19 protein-coding genes are annotated in these 17315 nt (G+C 65.5%); 5 read left to right on the forward strand and 14 right to left on the reverse strand.

What is annotated here, in order from left to right:
* Positions 1 to 120: 120 nt before the first annotated feature.
* Both ASD67_RS00820 and dapD read left to right on the forward strand, forming a co-directional pair.
* The gene (locus ASD67_RS00820; protein ID WP_056342845.1) at positions 121 to 798 is read left to right on the forward strand and encodes a pyrimidine 5'-nucleotidase; all 678 of its coding nucleotides are present in this window, start codon (positions 121 to 123) and stop codon (positions 796 to 798) included.
* A complete protein-coding gene (dapD, locus tag ASD67_RS00825; protein ID WP_056341871.1) occupies positions 795 to 1637 on the forward strand; it encodes a 2,3,4,5-tetrahydropyridine-2,6-dicarboxylate N-succinyltransferase in 843 nt (280 codons plus the stop codon). The genes ASD67_RS00820 and dapD overlap by 4 nt, the downstream gene beginning before the upstream one ends.
* Here the strand turns inward: dapD and ASD67_RS00830 are convergent.
* Positions 1615 to 3663, reverse strand: a complete 2049-nt coding sequence (locus ASD67_RS00830) for a DUF3857 domain-containing protein (RefSeq protein ID WP_235535520.1) — start codon at positions 3661 to 3663, stop codon at positions 1615 to 1617. The genes dapD and ASD67_RS00830 overlap by 23 nt on opposite strands.
* Positions 3664 to 3855: 192 nt before the next feature.
* Between ASD67_RS00830 and ASD67_RS00835 the strand changes: the two genes are divergently transcribed.
* A complete protein-coding gene (locus ASD67_RS00835; protein WP_156377521.1) occupies positions 3856 to 5949 on the forward strand; it encodes a Plug domain-containing protein in 2094 nt (697 codons plus the stop codon).
* A 103-nt stretch (positions 5950 to 6052) separates the two neighbouring features.
* Here ASD67_RS00835 and gpmA read toward each other — a convergent pair whose 3' ends face one another.
* Positions 6053 to 6739: a 2,3-diphosphoglycerate-dependent phosphoglycerate mutase gene (gene gpmA / locus ASD67_RS00840; protein WP_056341877.1), complete on the reverse strand. Its 687-nt coding sequence runs from the start codon at positions 6737 to 6739 to the stop codon at positions 6053 to 6055.
* 185 nt (positions 6740 to 6924) lie between these two features.
* On the opposite strand from gpmA, the gene ASD67_RS00845 reads away from it, so the two are divergent.
* The gene (locus ASD67_RS00845; RefSeq protein ID WP_056341880.1) at positions 6925 to 7380 is read left to right on the forward strand and encodes an Hsp20 family protein; all 456 of its coding nucleotides are present in this window, start codon (positions 6925 to 6927) and stop codon (positions 7378 to 7380) included.
* A gap of 274 nt (positions 7381 to 7654) precedes the next feature.
* On the opposite strand, the gene ASD67_RS00850 is transcribed toward ASD67_RS00845, so the two are convergent.
* The 12 genes from ASD67_RS00850 to ASD67_RS00905 all read right to left on the reverse strand — a co-directional run bounded on the left by ASD67_RS00850 (position 7655) and on the right by ASD67_RS00905 (position 15953).
* Complete coding sequence (locus ASD67_RS00850; RefSeq protein ID WP_056341885.1) at positions 7655 to 8128, reverse strand: GNAT family N-acetyltransferase; 474 nt, start codon at positions 8126 to 8128, stop codon at positions 7655 to 7657.
* On the reverse strand, positions 8128 to 9249 hold the full coding sequence (locus ASD67_RS00855) for a M14 family metallopeptidase (protein WP_056341888.1): 1122 nt from the start codon (positions 9247 to 9249) through the stop codon (positions 8128 to 8130). Before ASD67_RS00855 ends, ASD67_RS00850 begins: the two co-directional genes overlap by 1 nt.
* Positions 9246 to 9857, reverse strand: a complete 612-nt coding sequence (locus tag ASD67_RS00860; RefSeq protein WP_056342851.1) for a DUF4136 domain-containing protein — start codon at positions 9855 to 9857, stop codon at positions 9246 to 9248. Before ASD67_RS00860 ends, ASD67_RS00855 begins: the two co-directional genes overlap by 4 nt.
* A gap of 69 nt (positions 9858 to 9926) precedes the next feature.
* A complete protein-coding gene (locus ASD67_RS00865) occupies positions 9927 to 10589 on the reverse strand; it encodes a cell wall hydrolase (RefSeq protein WP_056341892.1) in 663 nt (220 codons plus the stop codon).
* 193 nt (positions 10590 to 10782) lie between these two features.
* A complete protein-coding gene (locus tag ASD67_RS00870; RefSeq protein WP_056341893.1) occupies positions 10783 to 11121 on the reverse strand; it encodes a DUF1491 family protein in 339 nt (112 codons plus the stop codon).
* Positions 11122 to 11148: 27 nt separating this feature from the next.
* A complete protein-coding gene (locus ASD67_RS00875; protein ID WP_056342854.1) occupies positions 11149 to 11613 on the reverse strand; it encodes a PTS sugar transporter subunit IIA in 465 nt (154 codons plus the stop codon).
* Positions 11614 to 11771: 158 nt separating this feature from the next.
* Complete coding sequence (gene hpf / locus ASD67_RS00880) at positions 11772 to 12344, reverse strand: ribosome hibernation-promoting factor, HPF/YfiA family (RefSeq protein ID WP_056341896.1); 573 nt, start codon at positions 12342 to 12344, stop codon at positions 11772 to 11774.
* A gap of 44 nt (positions 12345 to 12388) precedes the next feature.
* Positions 12389 to 13093 (reverse strand): DNA polymerase III subunit epsilon, encoded by a 705-nt coding sequence (gene dnaQ, locus ASD67_RS00885; RefSeq protein ID WP_056342857.1) that lies wholly within the window; start codon positions 13091 to 13093, stop codon positions 12389 to 12391.
* Positions 13094 to 13112: 19 nt separating this feature from the next.
* Complete coding sequence (gene coaE, locus ASD67_RS00890) at positions 13113 to 13736, reverse strand: dephospho-CoA kinase (RefSeq protein ID WP_056341898.1); 624 nt, start codon at positions 13734 to 13736, stop codon at positions 13113 to 13115.
* Positions 13733 to 14551 carry a shikimate dehydrogenase gene (aroE, locus tag ASD67_RS00895; RefSeq protein WP_056342860.1) on the reverse strand — a complete coding sequence of 273 codons (819 nt, stop codon included), beginning with the start codon at positions 14549 to 14551 and terminating at the stop codon, positions 13733 to 13735. Before aroE ends, coaE begins: the two co-directional genes overlap by 4 nt.
* Positions 14548 to 15144: a Maf family protein gene (locus ASD67_RS00900; RefSeq protein WP_082544749.1), complete on the reverse strand. Its 597-nt coding sequence runs from the start codon at positions 15142 to 15144 to the stop codon at positions 14548 to 14550. The genes aroE and ASD67_RS00900 overlap by 4 nt, the downstream gene beginning before the upstream one ends.
* The gene (locus ASD67_RS00905) at positions 15141 to 15953 is read right to left on the reverse strand and encodes a pyruvate, water dikinase regulatory protein (RefSeq protein WP_056341901.1); all 813 of its coding nucleotides are present in this window, start codon (positions 15951 to 15953) and stop codon (positions 15141 to 15143) included. Before ASD67_RS00905 ends, ASD67_RS00900 begins: the two co-directional genes overlap by 4 nt.
* A gap of 338 nt (positions 15954 to 16291) precedes the next feature.
* Between ASD67_RS00905 and hemE the strand changes: the two genes are divergently transcribed.
* Entirely contained in the window at positions 16292 to 17314 is a 1023-nt protein-coding gene (gene hemE / locus ASD67_RS00910; RefSeq protein ID WP_056341904.1) for a uroporphyrinogen decarboxylase, read from the forward strand.
* Position 17315 lies beyond the last annotated feature (1 nt).

The raw sequence follows: 17315 nt of genomic DNA on the forward strand, positions 1-17315 counted from the left end.
CGCGGGCCTGACCCGAGGTCCCGCCGGTTTGAAGGCCAAGCGGGACCCCGGGTCAAGCCCGGGGTGCCGAAGGGGGAGGGCGGCTTGCCCGCGACGCGCCCGATCGTTAAGCGCCGCCGCATGACCGAGCGCCTCGCCGATATCGATACGTGGATCTTCGATCTCGACAACACGCTCTACCCGCCGTCGGCGCAGCTGTTCGACCTGATCGACGCGCGCATGGGCGCGTTCATCATGCGGCTGCTGGGCGTCGACGCCATCGAGGCGCGGCGGGTGCAGAAGCAATATTTTCACGACCATGGCACGACGATGGCCGGGCTGATGCGCCATCATGGCGTTCATCCCGAGGATTTCCTGATCGACGTCCATGCTATCGCGCTCGACCGCATCGCGCCCGACGCGCGGCTGCGCGCGGGACTCGAGCGGCTGCCCGGACGACGACTGATCTTCACCAACGCCGATGCCGATTATGCGGCGCGGGTGCTGGCGGCGCGCGGCATCGCCGACCTGTTCGACGGCGTCTGCGACATTCGCGCCACGCGCTACACGCCCAAGCCCGATCCGGCCGCCTATCGGATGATGGTCGACCATCTGGGCATCGACCCCAAACGCAGCCTGTTCGTCGAGGATATGGCGCGCAACCTGACCCCGGCGAAGGCGCTGGGGATGACCACCGTGTGGCTGGACAATGGCAGCGAAAGCGGCCATCGCGACCACCTGCCGGACCATGTCGATTTCCATGTGAACGACATTTCGGACTGGCTCGACACTTTGCCGACACCCTGGGGGATTTCATGACGACCGACCTGCAATCGACCATCGAAGCCGCCTGGGATGCGCGCGACACTTTGGGCCTGACGACGCAGGGCGCGGTGCGCGAGGCGGTCGAGACCGCGCTCGCCGGGCTCGACGACGGCCGCTATCGCGTCGCGACACGCGACGCGGGCGGCACCTGGCAGGTGAACCAGTGGTTGAAGAAGGCGGTGCTGCTGTCCTTCCGCCTCAACGACATGGAGGTCATCGAGGGCGGCGCCGGCGGCGCGACCTGGTGGGACAAGGTGCCGTCGAAATTCGCCGGCTGGGGCGAGAACCGTTTTCGCGATGCGGGCTTCCGCGCCGTCCCCGGCTCGATCGTCCGCCGCGGCGCCTTCATCAGCAAGGGCGCGGTGCTGATGCCGAGCTTCGTCAATATCGGCGCCTATGTCGGCGAGGGGTCGATGGTCGACGCCTGGGCGACGGTCGGCAGCTGCGCGCAGATCGGCGCCAACGTCCATCTGTCGGGCGGTGCGGGGATCGGCGGCGTGCTCGAACCGCTGCAGGCCGGACCGGTGATCATCGAGGACGGCGCCTTCATCGGTGCGCGTGCCGAGGTTGCCGAGGGCGTGATCGTGCGTGAGGGCGCGGTGCTGTCGATGGGCGTCTACCTCGGCGCCTCGACCAAGATCATCGACCGCGCGACGGGCGAAGTCTTCATCGGCGAAGTCCCCGCATATTCGGTCGTCGTGCCGGGATCGCTGCCCGGCAAGCCACTGCCCGACGGCACGCCGGGGCCGTCGCTCTATTGCGCGGTGATCGTCAAGCGCGTCGATGCCAAGACGCGCGCCAAGACCGGGATCAACGAGCTGCTGCGCGACTGATCGCCGCGGGCGACAGGCAGGGGACCTGATCGGCGGTCCAGTCGATATCATAGGTCGCCGGAACGACCTTGCGGTCCGGATTCGGACTGGCACCGCCATTGGGGCTGTAGAAGATCCACGCCATGCTGTTGTCGAAGGCGGCGATACGGCCATTGTCCTGCCGCGCGCTGGCAGCGTCGATTTCGGGGCTGTCGACGCGCCGCCCGCGGATCATACGGACCGATCCGTCGCGAACATCGAACGCGCGATAATAGTTCATGCCGAAGATGTGCGTGTCGAAACCCGACTTGTGCGTCCAGTGTGCCGGATCGGTGCCCGACGGCAGCCGGACCGTCGTCACCCGGCAATCGAATTCGGGCTTGGCATAATATGGCAGCCCCTGGTCCTGGTCGGGCGGCCGGACGCGCTTCGCGGGCGGGTTGAAGCCGCCGCCGGGCAGCGAGTAGCTTCGCCCGAAACGCGAATCCTTGTCCCAGTCGACATCCCAGCTGCCGCGAATGGTCAGAATGCTGGCGCCGGCCTTTTGATCGTAGCGCCATTTCACCTCGTCAACCGACTGCCAAGTGCTGCCGACAATCTGCTGGCGCATCCCGGCCAGCAACTGGTCGGACGTGACGCTGGATAATTGGGCCTGCTGCTGCAAACCCGCTATGCCGCGTGTGATCGTGGTGTTCGTCACCTGCGCCGGCACGTCGAAACCCGCGCGCGCGTCGATTTCATAGAGGGTGATCTCGTCGGGCGTCGCAGCAGGTTTCCAGGCGCGCTGCTCGATCGCGCTCCCCTTCGCGCTGAGCGGCAGGACCCAGCGATAGGCGATGACGGGATCGGTCGTCGGAACGGCGACAGGCGGCAGCGTGCCGTCGAGCCAATAGCTGGTCCCGTCGATCCGCGCGCGAACCAGGATATGGTCGAACAGGGCCGGATTGGCGAGCCGCGCATCGAGGCCGTCGTCGGCGCCCTGGTTGTTCACGAGCACCGGCTCGGCCTCGATCCCCAGTTCGGCAAGCAGCCCAAGCAGCAAGGCCGTCTTGCCCTTGCAGTCGCCATATCGCCGTTGCCAGGTCTCGTCCGCGCTGGCGGGGGTCAGATTCCCAGTGCCCAGCCCGACATAGATGTAGCGGACATCCTGCTGAACCAGCTTGAGCGCCGCAGCGGCACGGTCGAGCGGCTGCACATGCGCCGCAGCAATCCGGCGCGCTTCAGCCTTGAGCGGCGATCCCTCTGGAATATGCGCCGCCTTGGCGAAAAGCGGAGAAAAGTGCCGCGACACGGCTGACCAATCGGCGAAATCGCTATATTCGACGACGCGTTGCCACTGGAAACGCGGGGGCGCATCCTTCGCCGGCGTCTTGATCGGGGGGTTGTCGAACGGGAAATCTATCCCGCTGGCGCCGGAGTGCGCGACCGCGGTCATGTCCGGCGTCATCCGGATTCGCGGCTTGAACCCCTCCTCCCAGCTGAGTCCGAGCCGGGTGCGCCCGGGCGGCGGACTGTCGACGATGAACAGCAAACCCGAATCATTCTTCGCCAGCGTCGGGTCGTCTGCACGCGTCGTCAGGCCGACTTCGATTTCATCGCCGACGCGCAGGTCCGGTATGCGCAACACCGCCGTCAGCACGCCGTCGAGTTGGGCGGCTTCGAGCTGGTCCTCACGGCGCAAGATCTCGAACGAGGTGTTTTCGAGGACGTCAATCGCCTCGTCGCCGCGGTGCAGCTTGATCAGATGCACGACCGGCGGACCCGACACAGGCTTCCAACTGATCGAGATATTGCCGAGTTGCAGTGCGTTGGAATGCAGGATGCGGGTTCGATAGCCGACATATTGCGCCTGCCCCCGGGCATCGAGATGCGCCAGCACATCCTGGCGCCGCACGAAGAGCAGCCCGCCGGCGTCCTCGGGGACCGGCATCAATTCGGACGGAACAACCCAGTCGGGCACCGGCCCGCGCTCGATCTGGTCATCCTCGGCATTCGCCGGCGCCTGCGCGAGCGCAGCCACCAGCAGCATCGACCCAAAAATCCGCACCTTCACCCCCGCAATTTGCTGACATCATGTCGCAAATTTCGCCGGACGCAAGACCACATGGCGCGCCGCGCGGTCGTGTCGCTCGTCGAACAGCACGGGGCGTTGGTAGACATTGTAACGAAACTTCATTATTGCGAACTATTCGCACAAGGGACGGGCTGCACTTCGATCGCGGCGCGGTTGGGGGAAGTCATGTCGGCCTTTATCTGTCGAGCGTCGTTCGCGGCGATGCTGTTGTCGTCGGCCGCACCCGTCTGGGCGCAAGAACCGACAGGTGACGCGCCCGCCGCGATCCCCGCGCCGGTCGGCAGCGCCGAGCGTTACACCCCCGCCGACTTCACCCGCTTTGCCCCGCGCACCGCGCTCGACATGGTCGAGAAGGTCCCCGGCTTCCTGATCGTCACCGGCACCAATGGCGGCGATCGCGGGCTGGGGCAGGCGACTGAGAATGTGCTGATCAACGGCGAGCGCATCGCAAGCAAGACGACCGACGCGCGCACCGCGCTGGCACGGATCACCGCGACGCAGGTCGCCTATATCGACATCGTCGACGGTGCGAGCCTGAACGTGCCCGGGCTGACCGGGCGGGTCGCCAATGTCGTGCTGGTCGCGGGCGCAGGGGCCGGCGGCGGGTTCAAGACGACGATCCGCTGGCAGCCCGAATGGCGCCCGCGGATCGAGGACAATTGGCTGAACGGCGAGATTTCGACGACGGGCAAGCTGAACGGTACGCAGGTCACGCTGAGCCTGAAGAATGAGGCGAATCGCAGCGGCCATTGGGGTCCCGAGCAGCGGTTCGACGGCAATGGCGCCCTGTTGTTCGTCCGCGACGAATTCGGCGCTTATGACGGCGACCGGCCGCGGCTGTCGGCGGCGCTCGCGCGTACCACCGCGAACGGCAACAAGTGGAATTTCAACCTTGGCGGGCAGCTGCAGAATCTGCGCGAATCGGTGCGTGGCACATCGGTGCAGCCGCGCTTCGGGCGCGTATCGGAAGATTTCCGCTTTACCGAAGACGAGCATAATTTCGATATCGGCGGCGATTATGAAATGGGGCTGGGCAAGGGCCGGCTCAAGCTGATCGGCCTTTATCGGTTCGAGCATAGTCCGTCCGTCGATACGTTCATCGTCGATCGCGCGATCGACGGCCGGTCGGGCGAGCGTTTCAGCCAGACCGCCGACGAAGGCGAATCGATCCTGCGCGGCGAATATAGCTGGCGCACCGCGGGCGGCACCGACTGGCAGATCGCGCTGGAGGGCGCCTATAACACCCTCGACGTCGATGCCGAATTTGCGAAGTTGCAGTCCGATGGCAGCTTCCTGCCGGTCGCCTTTGAAGGCGAGCGGACCAAGGTCGAGGAAAAACGCAGCGAAGCCTCGCTCACCTGGGGCCGCGCGCTGGCGCCGAACCTGACCGCCCAGCTGAACCTTGCCGCCGAATATAGCGAACTGACCTCATCGGGGCCGGGCGGGCTGACGCGCAGCTTCATCCGGCCGAAGGGCAAGTTCGCGCTGGCGTGGAAGGTGGGTCCCAGGACGACGATCAACTGGTTCGTCCAGCGCCGCGTCGACCAGCTCAATTTCTTCGATTTCGCGAGTTCGGTCGATGTCGCGAACGGGCAGGGCAATGGCGGCAACGGCCAGCTTGTCCCGCCGATCGTCAACCGCAGCGAGCTGGAATTCGTGCAGGACATGGGACGCTGGGGCCATGCGTCGATCGCCTTCGCTTATGGCTATGCGCAGGACCTGGTCGACCAGATCCCATTGTCGTCGACCACCGAGGGGCGCGGCAATCTGCCGGGCGCGCATCTCTATCGCGTCACGACCAAGGGCACGCTGCTGCTCGACCCGTTGGGGTGGAAGGGCGCGCGGATCAACGCCGATGTGACCTGGCGCCGCAACCGTGTGCGCGACCCGCTGACCGACCAGTGGCGCGACCAGAGCTTCGGGCAGGACTATGTCGCCGACCTCAGCCTGCGCCACGACATTCCCGGCAGCAATATCGCGTGGGGCGGCGGCTATTTCGACGAGCGCTTCAGCCCCGGATTGCGGCTCGACGCGATCGAGAAGGAATATACGGTGGGACCGTTCGTCACCGCCTTTGTCGAGCACAAGAATGTCGCGGGCTTCACGGTGAAGCTGTCGTACCGCAACCTTGCGGGGATGAAGGACGGCTTCGACCGCACCGTCTTCGTCGAACGGCGCGACGGGCCGATCGCGTTCAGCGAGAGCCGACAGCGCAAGTTCGGGCAATATTTCCAGTTGACGGTGACCGGGACGCTTTAGCCGAGTCCCTCCCCGTCATTGCGAGCGAAGCGAAGCAATCCAGAGCGGTCCTGTGCCACTCTGGATTGCCGCGTCGCGTCGCTCCTCGCAATGACGAGGTCGATTATTTCTCGCTCAGATAATAGCGTTCGCGCGCGGTCAGGTCGGCGTTCAGTTCGTAGACGATCGGCTGGCCGGTCGGGATTTCCAGCCCGGTGATGTCATCGTCCGAAATGCCCGAGAGATGTTTCACGAGCGAGCGCAGGCTGTTGCCGTGCGCCGAGATCAGCACCGTCTTGCCCGCCGCGAGCTGGGGTTCGATTTCAGCCTGATAATAGGGCAGGACGCGCGCGATCGTGTCTTTCAGGCTCTCGGTCGCGGGGATCGCGATGCCGGCGTAGCGCGGGTCGGACGCGAGGTCGTAGGGCGACCCGGCCTCGAGCGGCGGCGGCGGGATGTCGAAGCTGCGGCGCCAGATCTTGACCTGATCGTCGCCATGCTTCGCCGCGGTTTCGGCCTTGTCGAGCCCGGTGAGGCCGCCATAATGGCGCTCGTTGAGGCGCCAGTCCTTGGTCACCGGCAGCCACAAACGCCCCATCGCCTCGAGCGCGAGATTGAGCGTCTTGATCGCGCGCGACTGGACCGAGGTGAAGGAAAGGTCGGGGGCGATGCCCTTTTCCTTCATCAGCTCGCCCGCGGCCCATGCCTCGGCGGCGCCCTTTTCGGTGACATCGACGTCCCACCAGCCGGTGAAGCGATTTTCGAGGTTCCACTGCGACTGGCCGTGGCGGATGAGGATGAGCTGCGGCATGGATGGTCCTTCTAGCGACGATTCGCCGCCCCCTTAGCGTGGCTTTCGGACGAAGGCCAACGCCCCTCTTGAAATGGTTTCGCCCGCCACCAGATTCGGATCATCCGGTCGCCAGGAAGGGACCGGGTGGCGATCGCGGCACGCGCCGCGGTCCCTGACTTCGCTTATCAAAGGAAGAAAGACCCATGCGCAACAGCTTCGACTGGACCCCCTATCGCCGTTCGACCGTCGGTTTCGACCGCCTGTTCGAATTTCTGGAAACGAGCGGTTCGGGCGCCGAAAATTATCCGCCCTTCGACATCGAGAAGATCGCCGACGACCATTTCCGCATCACCGTGGCGGTCGCGGGCTTCAAGACCGACGAAATCGACATTACCGCGCAGCAGAATATGCTGACCGTCAGCGGCCGCAAGGCCGTCGCAGGCGAAGGCGAAGGTCGCCAGCTTCTCTATAGCGGCATCGCGACGCGCGCCTTTGAACGCCGCTTCCAGCTCGCCGATTTCGTGCGGGTGAGCGAGGCCGACCTCGCCGACGGCCTGCTGACCATCGACCTGGTCCGCGAAGTGCCCGAGGCGATGAAGCCGCACAAGATCGCGATCGGCGGCGCGCAGCCGGTGATCGAGGACAAGAAGGCCGCGTAACGCGCCCGATTGTCCAAACCCCTCGGGGTTATGAGCGGGGTCCGGAGTTCCTTCCGGACCCCGTTTTCATTTGGGCATTGGCCTCGCCGGGTTGTGGTGTGGCGCAAGTGTCGCGTTTTTGTTTCGCGCAAAAACGCAAAGACGCAAAGAGGTCGTGCCTGCCGCGAAGCGGCCTTTTCCCACAACGCAGCGCCAAACGCATCGCCCAAGAAGAAAAGGGTCTATCGGCCCGGAGCGTCTTCTTCGTGTCTTTGCGTCTTTGCGCGAACCCCTTTCAAAGCGATCGTGTCATGAAACGACTGAACGGGTCGGGCCTGTAATCGGCGAAGGGTTCGCAGTCTTCGAAGCCGTAGCGCCGATAGAGCGCGAGCGCGGGTTCGAAGGCGGAGCTTGAGCCGGTTTCGAGGCTGAGCCTTTCGGCCCCGCGCCCGCGCGCTTCGGCGATGATATGGTCGAGCATAAGCGCCGCGACGCCCTGCCTGAGGAAAGCGTCATGCGTGCGCATCGACTTGACCTCGCCATGCCGGCCATCAAGCATCTTCAGCGCGCCGCATCCGGAAAGATCGTCGCCATGATGGATCGACCAGAAGGTCACATCGCCCGCACGCAGGCCATCGAAATCGAGGAAGTGGCAGCTGCCCGCCGGCGAATTCGCCAGCATGCCCGCGAAATGTTGTTCGAGCAGCGCGCGGATGGGGGCGCCCGACAGATCGTCCTCGACGATATGCCAGCCGCCCCCGTCGGGCATCACAGCATCTGGTCCAGCGTCGACAGGCAAGCGTGCGCAAGCAGCTTCGAGCGTTCGGGCGACCAGCCCTGCACCGGGTCGGGCAGGTCACGATTGTCCTTGAACGGCATTTCGAGCGTCATCGACACCGCGCCGAACCGTTCGGCGAGCTGGGTCGTCGACATGCTGAGGTTGGCCTTGCCCGGCGCCGATTCGACATAGCCGAGGTCGACCTGAAAATCGGGCGTCGCGGCGGCAAGCGCAGCCTGGAACGCCTTATATTTGTCCTGCTGCTCGGGCTTAAGCGACGGGATGCCTTCGAAGCCCGCGAAGAAGACCGCCGGGATCGCTTCGTCGCCATGGACATCCATTGCCCAGTCGACGCCGGTCTCATCCATCGCATTGCGGACGCAGAGCACTTCGGGACTGCGTTCGGCGGTCGGTTCGTGCCATTCGCGGTTGAGATTCACGCCGGCGAAATTGGTGCGCAAATGGCCGCGGCGCGACCCGTCGGGATTCATGTTGGGCACGATGTGAAAGCGGCATTTGGCAAGCAGCGAGCGCGCGTGCGGATCGGCGGGATCGGTGAGCTTCTCTAGCGCGCCTTCGATCCACCATTCGGCCATGCTCTCGCCCGGATGTTGACGCGCATAGAGCCAGACCTGCGTGTCGCCAGTGCCCATTTCGAGGCAATCGATCGGCTGGCCTTCGAGGCTGTGGCCGAGGCGGCGATAGGTCACGCCATCGCATTCGGCCGCCCAGGCGATCAGGTCGTGGTGCCGCTCCATCGAATAGGGTGCGAAATAGGCGACCCACAGGATCGGGCTTTCGGCGGTGTGGCGGACGATCAGCGACCCGCCGTTGGCGGCTGCGTCATAATCAGTGTCGAGCCGGAACCAATGCTCGCGGTCGGTGCTGGCGCACACCGCATAATCAGGCCAGCCGTCGGGATACGCCGAGTTCGCCAAACCCGTGATGCTGAGTTCCAGTGCATCGCCGACGGTGCAACCGACGCGGAAATGGAACCACTGGAAGAAATCGGATTCGCGGTCCTTGCGGATCGAGAGCCGGGCGGTGGTGCCGGCGAGCGACTCCACGACGATATTGCCGCTGTCGAAAGCGGCGTCGATGCTGATGGTCATGGAACGCTGATAGTGCGTCCCGATTCGCCGGGGAAGTCCTTGAATAGGGCATCGGCCAATTTTGCCGCGGCGAGCGACGGCTGCGCGGCGGGCGCCTTGGCCGGGACGGCGGCGATCGCACGGCCTTCCCATAAGGCGTTACCCGAAGCAGCATCGTCGATGCGCACCGACAGCTGCAGATCATAGATGCGGCGCGGTCCGCCGCCAAAGCTGAAACCGACGCCAAGCCCGACCCCCGAGCGATAGCCGCCCGTCGAACCGCCGACGCCGACCGACACCGGCGAGTTGCCGCCGCCGCTCACCCGTTCGCTGCGATCGAAACCGATACGCACGAGCAAGGTCGCGCTGTCGCCCGACCCCGCGGCGACAAGGCCCTGCCGCTGCAATTGCTGGTCGACTGCCGTGCGGTAGCTGTTCCACTCGATCGACGGCATGCCCGCAGCAGGGCCGTCGACAGGCGCGGTCGCGATGGCGTAGCGGGTGCCGGGTGCCCAGCCGGGAACCGCGTTGTGAAAACGCGTGACTTCGACCGGCGGAACAACAGTTGCGCAACCGCCGAGAGCCAGCGCCGCTGCACCGAGCAGGGCGGCATTAAGATGAAGCTTCATGCGCCCACCATGCGCCAGCGAATCTGGCTTGGCAATGAACGGGATGCGCGGGCGCACCCCGTGCCATCGTCAGCGATAGAAGATGTGATTATCGATCTGCGCGATGCGCGTCTTGCGCCAGCCGGGCGAGACGTGGCGGGCGTGGAAGAAGAGCGCGCCGGGCGCCTGGTTCTTCCAGCTGCCGTCGCGGGCGATCTGTGCGATCGCGACCGCGTTCGACCACAGGGTCGACGATTCGCGGATCGCCGGCATCTTGCCGCCGCGAACGAAGCTGAACTGGCTCGGCTGGTGGACGACGCCGCACAGGCTGGTCGGGAAGCGGCCCGACTGCGCGCGGTTGATCACGACATGCGCGACCGCGAGCTGGCCGACGAGCGATTCGCCGCGCGATTCGAAATAGACCGCACCGGCAAGGCAGCGCAGTTCGGGATCGAGCGTCGCCGGACGCGACGTCGTGGCGACGAGCGCGGCCAACGATTCAGCGGTCACCGGAGCCGGGATCGGTTCGACGGCGGGCCGGTCTTCGATGGTATCGGGGGTATCGACCGTCGTGTCGGTCGGCAGATCCGCCTTCTGGAGCAGTTCGGGCACATCGGCGCCGGGCAGGCTCAACACGGGCAGGCTGGCATCAAAAGCCAGATTCTTGGCGAAACCGGGTTCCGCGACGAACAGCATGGTGGCGACGGTCATGCCGACGGCGGCCACGCTGGCGACGTTCAAAATGCGACTCATAAAATCCGTCAAAAGGGCGGCTGACGGGCCAAAGAAAAACAGGCGGGGGACTTAGTTTCTGTACCCGCCTGCGGCCATCATCCGACTGCGTGTCCGAACCGTTTGCCGGGTCTCTCGACTTGAAGCCGATGCAACCCACGGGACGACCTACGCGTTAATCTGTCGGCGCCACTTATTGTGCGCCGCAACAATGTCAAGCCAGTTCGGCCCACTCGGCGACGAGTCGTGGCGCATCCGCGATGTCCAGTTCGACGATCCAGAGGTCGGGATCGGCGTTTTTACGCCGGTCGAGATAGGCGGTACGCGCCGCTTCATCGCCCGCCACCGATGCGCCGACATCTTCCCACACATAAGCGCCGGTCATGGAAAAATGCCGTTCGAGCAGCGGTCCGGCCGCGCCGCGGTCGCGACACTGGATCAATATCACCCCCGATTGGGTGTCGCCCGAGGCGAGAATCGTCGCGAAGCCGCCCGCCGCGTCGGTGCGGCGGAGCAGAAGATCGATCAGGAAGCGGCTGGTCAGCCGCGTCATGCGGGGGTTTCCGGCAGTGGTGCGGCGTCAGGCCGCGTCACGCGTTTCGCTGTCGGCGAGCAGCGCATATAGCGCTTCGTCGCTCTTCGCGCCGCGCAGCCGGTCGGCGATCGCCTCGTTGCGAAGCATGCGCGAGACGCCGGCGAGCGCCTTCAGATGGTCGGCGCCGGCATCAAGCGGCGAGAGCAGCACGAACAGCAGGTCGACCGGCAGGCCGTCGACGGCCTGGAAATCGATCGGCCGCGACAGCTGAAGGAACAGGCCGCGCACCCCGGTTAGGTCGGCCATCTTGGCGTGCGGCAAAGCGATGCCGCGGCCAAAGCCGGTCGATCCCAGCCGCTCGCGTTCGAGCAGGGCTTCGCTGACCTCGCCCGAATCGAGCCCGAGCGAACGCGCCGCGAGTTCGCCGACGAACGGGAACAGCGCCTTTTTCGAATCGAGCTGAACATGCGCGCGCACGGTCGCGGGATAAAGAAGGGAAGATAGGTTCATCTTTTTGGTCAAATCTCAAACAGCCCGGCCAGCGCCCAGGTCGCCCTGACGGCAATCGTTCACGGATCGTCGTGACGGCCCCCGCCATGCCGGCCCCGGCACCTTTGGGTGTATCGTTGGGCGCGGCCCTTAGGCCGGATGGCGGAGAAAATCCAGTCCTATTGCGGTTCGACCCAGCCGATGGTGCCGTCGGTCCGGCGATAGACCATGTTGTGTGCGCCGGTCTTGCTGTTGACGAAGAGCAGCGCGTTGGTGTTCCTGAGGTCGAGCATCATCACCGCGTCGGAGACGCTGCTGCTGGGAATATCGACGCGCGTTTCGGCGATGATCGCGGGGGCATCGCCCGCATCCTCTTCCTCGCTGCCGCTGTCGAAAACGATGTAGCTGGCATTGTCCTGGATCTCGTCGACCGTCGGCGAGGGTGCCCCCGACCCGTTGCGGTCCTTCAGCCGGCGCATGTAGCGGCGGAGCTGTTTTTCGATGCGTTCGGCCGCGCCCTCGAAAGCGACATGGGCGTCCTGCGCCTGGCCATGCCCCTTGAGCACGAGGCCCTGCATCACATGCGCGACGATGTCGCACTGAAAACTGTCGTGCGGCCCCTTGCCGAAGGTGGCGTGCGCGCCGATCGCGCGGGAGAAATATTTGTCGGCAATCGCGTTCATCCGATCCGACACGTGCGACTGCAGCGCTTCGCCGGTTTCGATCTGGTGGCCAGAGACGCGGATTTCCATTTTTCTTCTCCTTCTTGGCCGGCGCGATGGTCAGGGAATGGCCATCACACCGTATCGAGCCACAGCGGCTGGTTGAGCCCCGTGACAAATTCGGCATGGCGCGCCAGTTCGGCGGCCGATGCCATATGCGGGCGCGGTTCGCGCCATGGTTGGTCGGGTGAGGAAGATGCGGCGGCGGCGGCTGCCAGCGACGAGGCCACCTGCGCCGACGGCCTGGCGGCGAGTCCAAGTCCGATCTGCCGCCCGCCGGTCATTTCGATATAGAGATGCGCGAGCAGTTCGGCGTCGAGCAACGCGCCATGCTTGACCCGGTGGCTGCGATCGATGCCGTAACGCGTACACAACGCATCGAGGCTATGTTTGGCGCCGGGATGAAGCTTGCGCGCCATCTGCACCGTGCAGCACATACGCGTCATGTCGAGCGCCGGACGCCCGGCGCGTGCGAGTTCGGCGTTGACGAAACCAAAATCGAAGACGGCGTTGTGCGCGACCAGCGGCGCATCGCCGAGAAATTCGAGCAGATCGTCGACGCGCGCCGCGAACAGCGGCTTGTCCGACAGGAAGCCGATCGACAGGCCGTGGACGGCTTCGGCCGCGGCGGGCATGTCGCGTTCGGGGTTAAAATAGGCGTGGAAGCTCTGGCCGGTTTCGCGGCGGTCGACCAGTTCGATGCACCCGATTTCGACCAGCCTGTCCCCGGTTCTGGGGTCCAGCCCCGTGGTTTCCGTATCGAAGATAATCTCTCGCATCGAACCCGCAATATTGACCCTATCGGGCATGGAAACAAGAGGCGATGGCGCGAATCTGGCGATGCGTCGCGCTTTTCGGGCGACCCGTTTCGATGATGAAATCGGCGCGCGCGCGCTTGACGCGGTCGGGGACCTGCAGCCGGCGGATCGCCTTGAGCTTCGCGGCGGTCATGCCCGGCCGCCGCATCACACGCTTGCGCTGCATCCAAGCGGGGGCCGAGACGACGGCGATCGCGCCGACGCGTCGCCAGCCGCCCTTTTCGAACAACAGTGGGACATCGAGCACGACGACGTCGCGCGCGCGGTGCCGAGCGAGGAAGCGTTTCTGCGCCCGGCCGACCGCGGGGTGGACGATCGCCTCGAGCGCGGCGAGCTCGTGCATATTGCCAAGCACTTGCGCGCCGAGCTTTTGCCGGTCCACGCCGTTTGACCCGGTAGTGCCGGGAAAGCGCGCCTCGATCGCGGCGACGAGCGCGCCGCCGGGACCCTGCAGCCGATGCACCTCGGCATCGGCGTCGAACACAGGGATGCCCTCGGCGATGAACATCTTTGCCGCCGTCGACTTGCCCATGCCGATCGACCCGGTGAGGCCGAGAAGGAAGGGACGGCGGAGCCGCGACGCGGGACGCTTGTAGTGACTCATGCGGTGAGCAACGCGCGCAATTCCTCGTCACGTCCCTCGGGCGGCGCCTTGCCGAAGAAGAGTTCGAAGGCGAGTGCGGCCTGGCCGATCAGCATGTCGAGGCCATCGACCGTGTCGAGTCCGCGCGACTCGGCGGCGCGCAGCAAGCCGGTCTTGAGCGGCGCATAGACGAGGTCATAGACGATCGCATCTTCGGCGAGCGGCGACAGGTCGAGGTCGAGCGGCGGCTGGCCGGTCATGCCCAGGCTGCTGCTGTTCACCAGCAGCGCGGCGGGGGGCAGGGCGGCATCGAGCGCGACGACGTCGCCCTTGAGGCCGAAGGTCGCGAGCAGGCCCATGGCTTTCAACGGACTGCGGTTGAGGATGGTGACCGGCCCGACCTTCGCGCGGGCGAGCGCAAACAGCACCGCCCGCGCCGCGCCGCCGGCGCCGACGACGACGACCGGCGCGCCCTCGAGGTCGAGTTCGGCGAGTGGGGCATAGAAGCCCGCGGCATCGGTGTTGGTGCCGATCAGCGCGCCGCCCGGCTGGTGCACCACCGTGTTCATCGCGCCGATCGTGCCGCGCACGTCGCCGGGATCGTCGACGAAATCCATCACCGCCAGCTTGTGCGGGATGGTGACGTTGCAGCCGCGCCAGTCGGGATCGTTACGGCGTTCGGCGATATAGGCGGCAAGATTGTCGGGCTTTACATGCGCACGGCGATAATCGCCGTTGAGGCCCAGCGCCTTGAGCCAGAAACCGTGGATCAGCGGCGACTTGCTGTGCGCGATCGGGTCGCCGATCACTTCGGCATAAGGAACGCCGCCGCTCATGCCGGCGCCAGCCCGGTCGCGCGCAGCCACGACAGCAGCGGAAGCATCGGCATGCCGATGATGGTCCAGGGATCGCCCTCGACCCGGTCGAACAATTGCACCCCCGCCCCCTCGATTTCGTAACAGCCGACGGTCCAGCGGATGCTGTCCCAGTTTTGCGCGACATAGTCGGCGATGAAGGCGTCCGACAAGGGGCGCATCCACAGTTTCGCTTCGCCGATCGCGCGCCAAACCGGCGCCCCGTCGCGCGCGGCGACCGCGGCGCTGAACAGGCGGTGTCGGGTTCCCGACAGGCGGCGGAGATGGTCGGCGGCCTCCGCCGGGCTCTCCGGCTTGCTCAGCATCGCGCCATCATCGAGCGCAAGGGTCGAATCGGCGCCGAGTACCGTGACGCCCGGAAGCCGCGACGAAATCTTGATCGCCTTCGCCTCGGCCAGCGCGTCGGCGATGTTGCGCGGAGTCTGGCCCGCGGCGTGCAGCGACGCGGTCAGCGCCTCCTCGTCGACATGCGCGGCGCTGGTTTCGAAGGTCAGCCCGGCAGCGCGGAGCATCGCGGCGCGGCCGCTGCTTTGCGAGGCGAGGAGCAAGGTCATGCCGCGCCGCGGTCCTCGACCAGCTTGATCACCGCGGCGGCGGTTTCCTCGATCGAGCGGCGCGTCACATCGATCACCGGCCAGCCATTGTCGGCGAACATGCGACGCGCATAGGCGAGTTCGGCCTTGACGGTTTCATCGTCGACATAAGGCGTCTCGGGGGCCTGGTTGAGCGCGAGCAGCCGGTTACGGCGCACCTGCACCAGCCGGTCGAGCCCGGTGGTCAGCCCGACGACCAACGGTTTCTTGAGCTGATAGAGTGCATCGGGGGGCGGCGATTCGGGGACGATCGGGATGTTCGCGGTCTTGAAACCGCGGTTGGCGAGATAGATGCTCGTCGGGGTTTTCGAGGTGCGCGACACGCCCGCGAGGACGATATCGGCCTGTTCCCAATTTTCCCAGCCGATCCCGTCGTCGTGCGCGACGGTGAATTGGATCGCTTCGACCCGCGCGAAATAGGCAGCGTCGAGCTGGTGCTGACGGCCGGGGCGCGCCTTCGCTTCCTGCCCCAGCATTTGCGACAGCGCATCGGTCACCGCGTCGAGCGCGGCGACGAGCGGCAGGTCGCGCGCCCGCGCGCGGCGTTCGAGGCTGACGCGCAGGTCGCCGTTGACGAGCGTGAACAGGATCATCCCCGGGCTCGCCTCAACCTCGGCCATGATCCGGTCGAGATGCGATTCCGAGCGCACCATCGGCCAGAAATGGCGCACCACTTCGACATCGTCGAACTGGGCGATCGCCGCCTTGGCGATATTTTCGAGCGTTTCGCCCGTGGAATCGGATATGAGGTGAAGGTGGAGCCGGCCCATCGCCGCACATGGCGCAAAGCCGCAGAAAAAGGCAAGCGATGAAGCGTTCGGGCCAGCTGTGGATAAGTTTCGGGACAAGTGGGGGGAGCAAATCGGCACGGTGGATTCATCCCCGGCGGCGCCGATTCCACCCCACGGCTTGTCCACAGCGAAGGCATCTTATCCACAGGCTGTGAATTAGGGGGAAAGCCCGCCGCGACTCCTTGGCAAAGATCATCGCCGCGCGAGTCAAGCTGTTGGCAAAAGCGGCGGCGCTGCCTAAAGCCGCGCTATCCGCCCGCCAACAAACCACCACCATATTCTTATATATTATATTGGAAGAGAAAGAGGTCCGCGCCATGGCTTCCCGTAAGAGCTTGCTCGCGACGCTGCGCGGGGCGCGGCAAGACAGGCCGCCGCTCTGGCTGATGCGCCAGGCAGGACGCTATCTTCCCGAATATCGCGCCCTTCGCGAAACCAAGGGCGGTTTCCTCGAGCTGTGCTACGATCCCGAAGCCGCCGCGGAAGTGACACTGCAGCCGATCCGCCGTTTCGGCTTCGACGGTTCGATCCTGTTTTCGGACATCCTCGTCATCCCGCACGCATTGGGACAGGATCTGTGGTTCGAGGCCGGCGAAGGCCCACGGCTCGCCCCGCCGCTCGTCGACCATGCGCTGGCGTCGCTCGAGGCCGTGCCGCAACGGCTCGACCCCGTCTATGCCACCGTGGCGCGCGTCGCGGACGCCTTGCCGCCCGAGACGACCTTCCTGGGTTTTGCAGGAAGTCCCTGGACGGTCGCGACCTATATGATCGCTGGCGCGGGGTCGAAGGACCAGGCGGCGGCGCGGCGCATGGCGTTCGGCGATCCGGCGGCGTTTCAGGCGATCATCGACGCGATTGTCGACCTCAGCACCACCTATCTCTCCGGCCAGATCGAAAACGGGGTCGAGGCGGTGCAATTGTTCGATAGCTGGGCGGGCAGCCTCAGCCCTGCGCAATTCGAACGCTGGGTGATCGCGCCCAATGCCGAGATCGTGCGCCGGCTGAAGGCGCTGCATCCCGATACGCCGATCATCGGCTTTCCAAAGGGAGCCGGTGGCAAGTTGGCGGCCTATGCGAACGAAGTCGGCACCGATGCGATCGGTCTCGACGAGACGGTCGATCCGGTGTGGGCCGATGCCGTTCTGCCACCCCATTTGCCGGTGCAGGGTAATCTCGACCCGTTGGCGCTCGTCGCCGGCGGCGAGGCGCTCGATGCGGCGATCGACCGCATCCTTGCGGCCTTCCGTCATCGTCCCCATATCTTCAATCTCGGCCATGGGATCGTGCCCGACACCCCGATCGCCCATGTCGAACATCTGATCAAGCGCGTGCGAGGATAGG

This window comes from Sphingopyxis sp. Root1497, from assembly GCF_001427085.1.
Taxonomy (GTDB): Bacteria; Pseudomonadota; Alphaproteobacteria; order Sphingomonadales; family Sphingomonadaceae; genus Sphingopyxis.

Excerpts from the sequence above, each read along its gene's own strand:
- ASD67_RS00820 (WP_056342845.1), top strand. The coding sequence starts at position 121 with ATGACCGAGCGCCTCGCCGATATCGATACGTGGATCTTCGATCTCGAC.
- dapD (WP_056341871.1), top strand. The coding sequence starts at position 795 with ATGACGACCGACCTGCAATCGACCATCGAAGCCGCCTGGGATGCGCGC.
- ASD67_RS00835 (WP_156377521.1), top strand. The coding sequence starts at position 3,856 with ATGTCGGCCTTTATCTGTCGAGCGTCGTTCGCGGCGATGCTGTTGTCG.
- gpmA (WP_056341877.1), bottom strand. The coding sequence starts at position 6,739 with ATGCCGCAGCTCATCCTCATCCGCCACGGCCAGTCGCAGTGGAACCTC.
- ASD67_RS00845 (WP_056341880.1), top strand. The coding sequence starts at position 6,925 with ATGCGCAACAGCTTCGACTGGACCCCCTATCGCCGTTCGACCGTCGGT.
- ASD67_RS00850 (WP_056341885.1), bottom strand. The coding sequence starts at position 8,128 with ATGCCCGACGGGGGCGGCTGGCATATCGTCGAGGACGATCTGTCGGGC.
- ASD67_RS00855 (WP_056341888.1), bottom strand. The coding sequence starts at position 9,249 with ATGACCATCAGCATCGACGCCGCTTTCGACAGCGGCAATATCGTCGTG.
- ASD67_RS00860 (WP_056342851.1), bottom strand. The coding sequence starts at position 9,857 with ATGAAGCTTCATCTTAATGCCGCCCTGCTCGGTGCAGCGGCGCTGGCT.
- ASD67_RS00865 (WP_056341892.1), bottom strand. The coding sequence starts at position 10,589 with ATGAGTCGCATTTTGAACGTCGCCAGCGTGGCCGCCGTCGGCATGACC.
- ASD67_RS00870 (WP_056341893.1), bottom strand. The coding sequence starts at position 11,121 with ATGACGCGGCTGACCAGCCGCTTCCTGATCGATCTTCTGCTCCGCCGC.
- ASD67_RS00875 (WP_056342854.1), bottom strand. The coding sequence starts at position 11,613 with ATGAACCTATCTTCCCTTCTTTATCCCGCGACCGTGCGCGCGCATGTT.
- hpf (WP_056341896.1), bottom strand. The coding sequence starts at position 12,344 with ATGGAAATCCGCGTCTCTGGCCACCAGATCGAAACCGGCGAAGCGCTG.
- dnaQ (WP_056342857.1), bottom strand. The coding sequence starts at position 13,093 with ATGCGAGAGATTATCTTCGATACGGAAACCACGGGGCTGGACCCCAGA.
- coaE (WP_056341898.1), bottom strand. The coding sequence starts at position 13,736 with ATGAGTCACTACAAGCGTCCCGCGTCGCGGCTCCGCCGTCCCTTCCTT.
- aroE (WP_056342860.1), bottom strand. The coding sequence starts at position 14,551 with ATGAGCGGCGGCGTTCCTTATGCCGAAGTGATCGGCGACCCGATCGCG.
- ASD67_RS00900 (WP_082544749.1), bottom strand. The coding sequence starts at position 15,144 with ATGACCTTGCTCCTCGCCTCGCAAAGCAGCGGCCGCGCCGCGATGCTC.
- ASD67_RS00905 (WP_056341901.1), bottom strand. The coding sequence starts at position 15,953 with ATGGGCCGGCTCCACCTTCACCTCATATCCGATTCCACGGGCGAAACG.
- hemE (WP_056341904.1), top strand. The coding sequence starts at position 16,292 with ATGGCTTCCCGTAAGAGCTTGCTCGCGACGCTGCGCGGGGCGCGGCAA.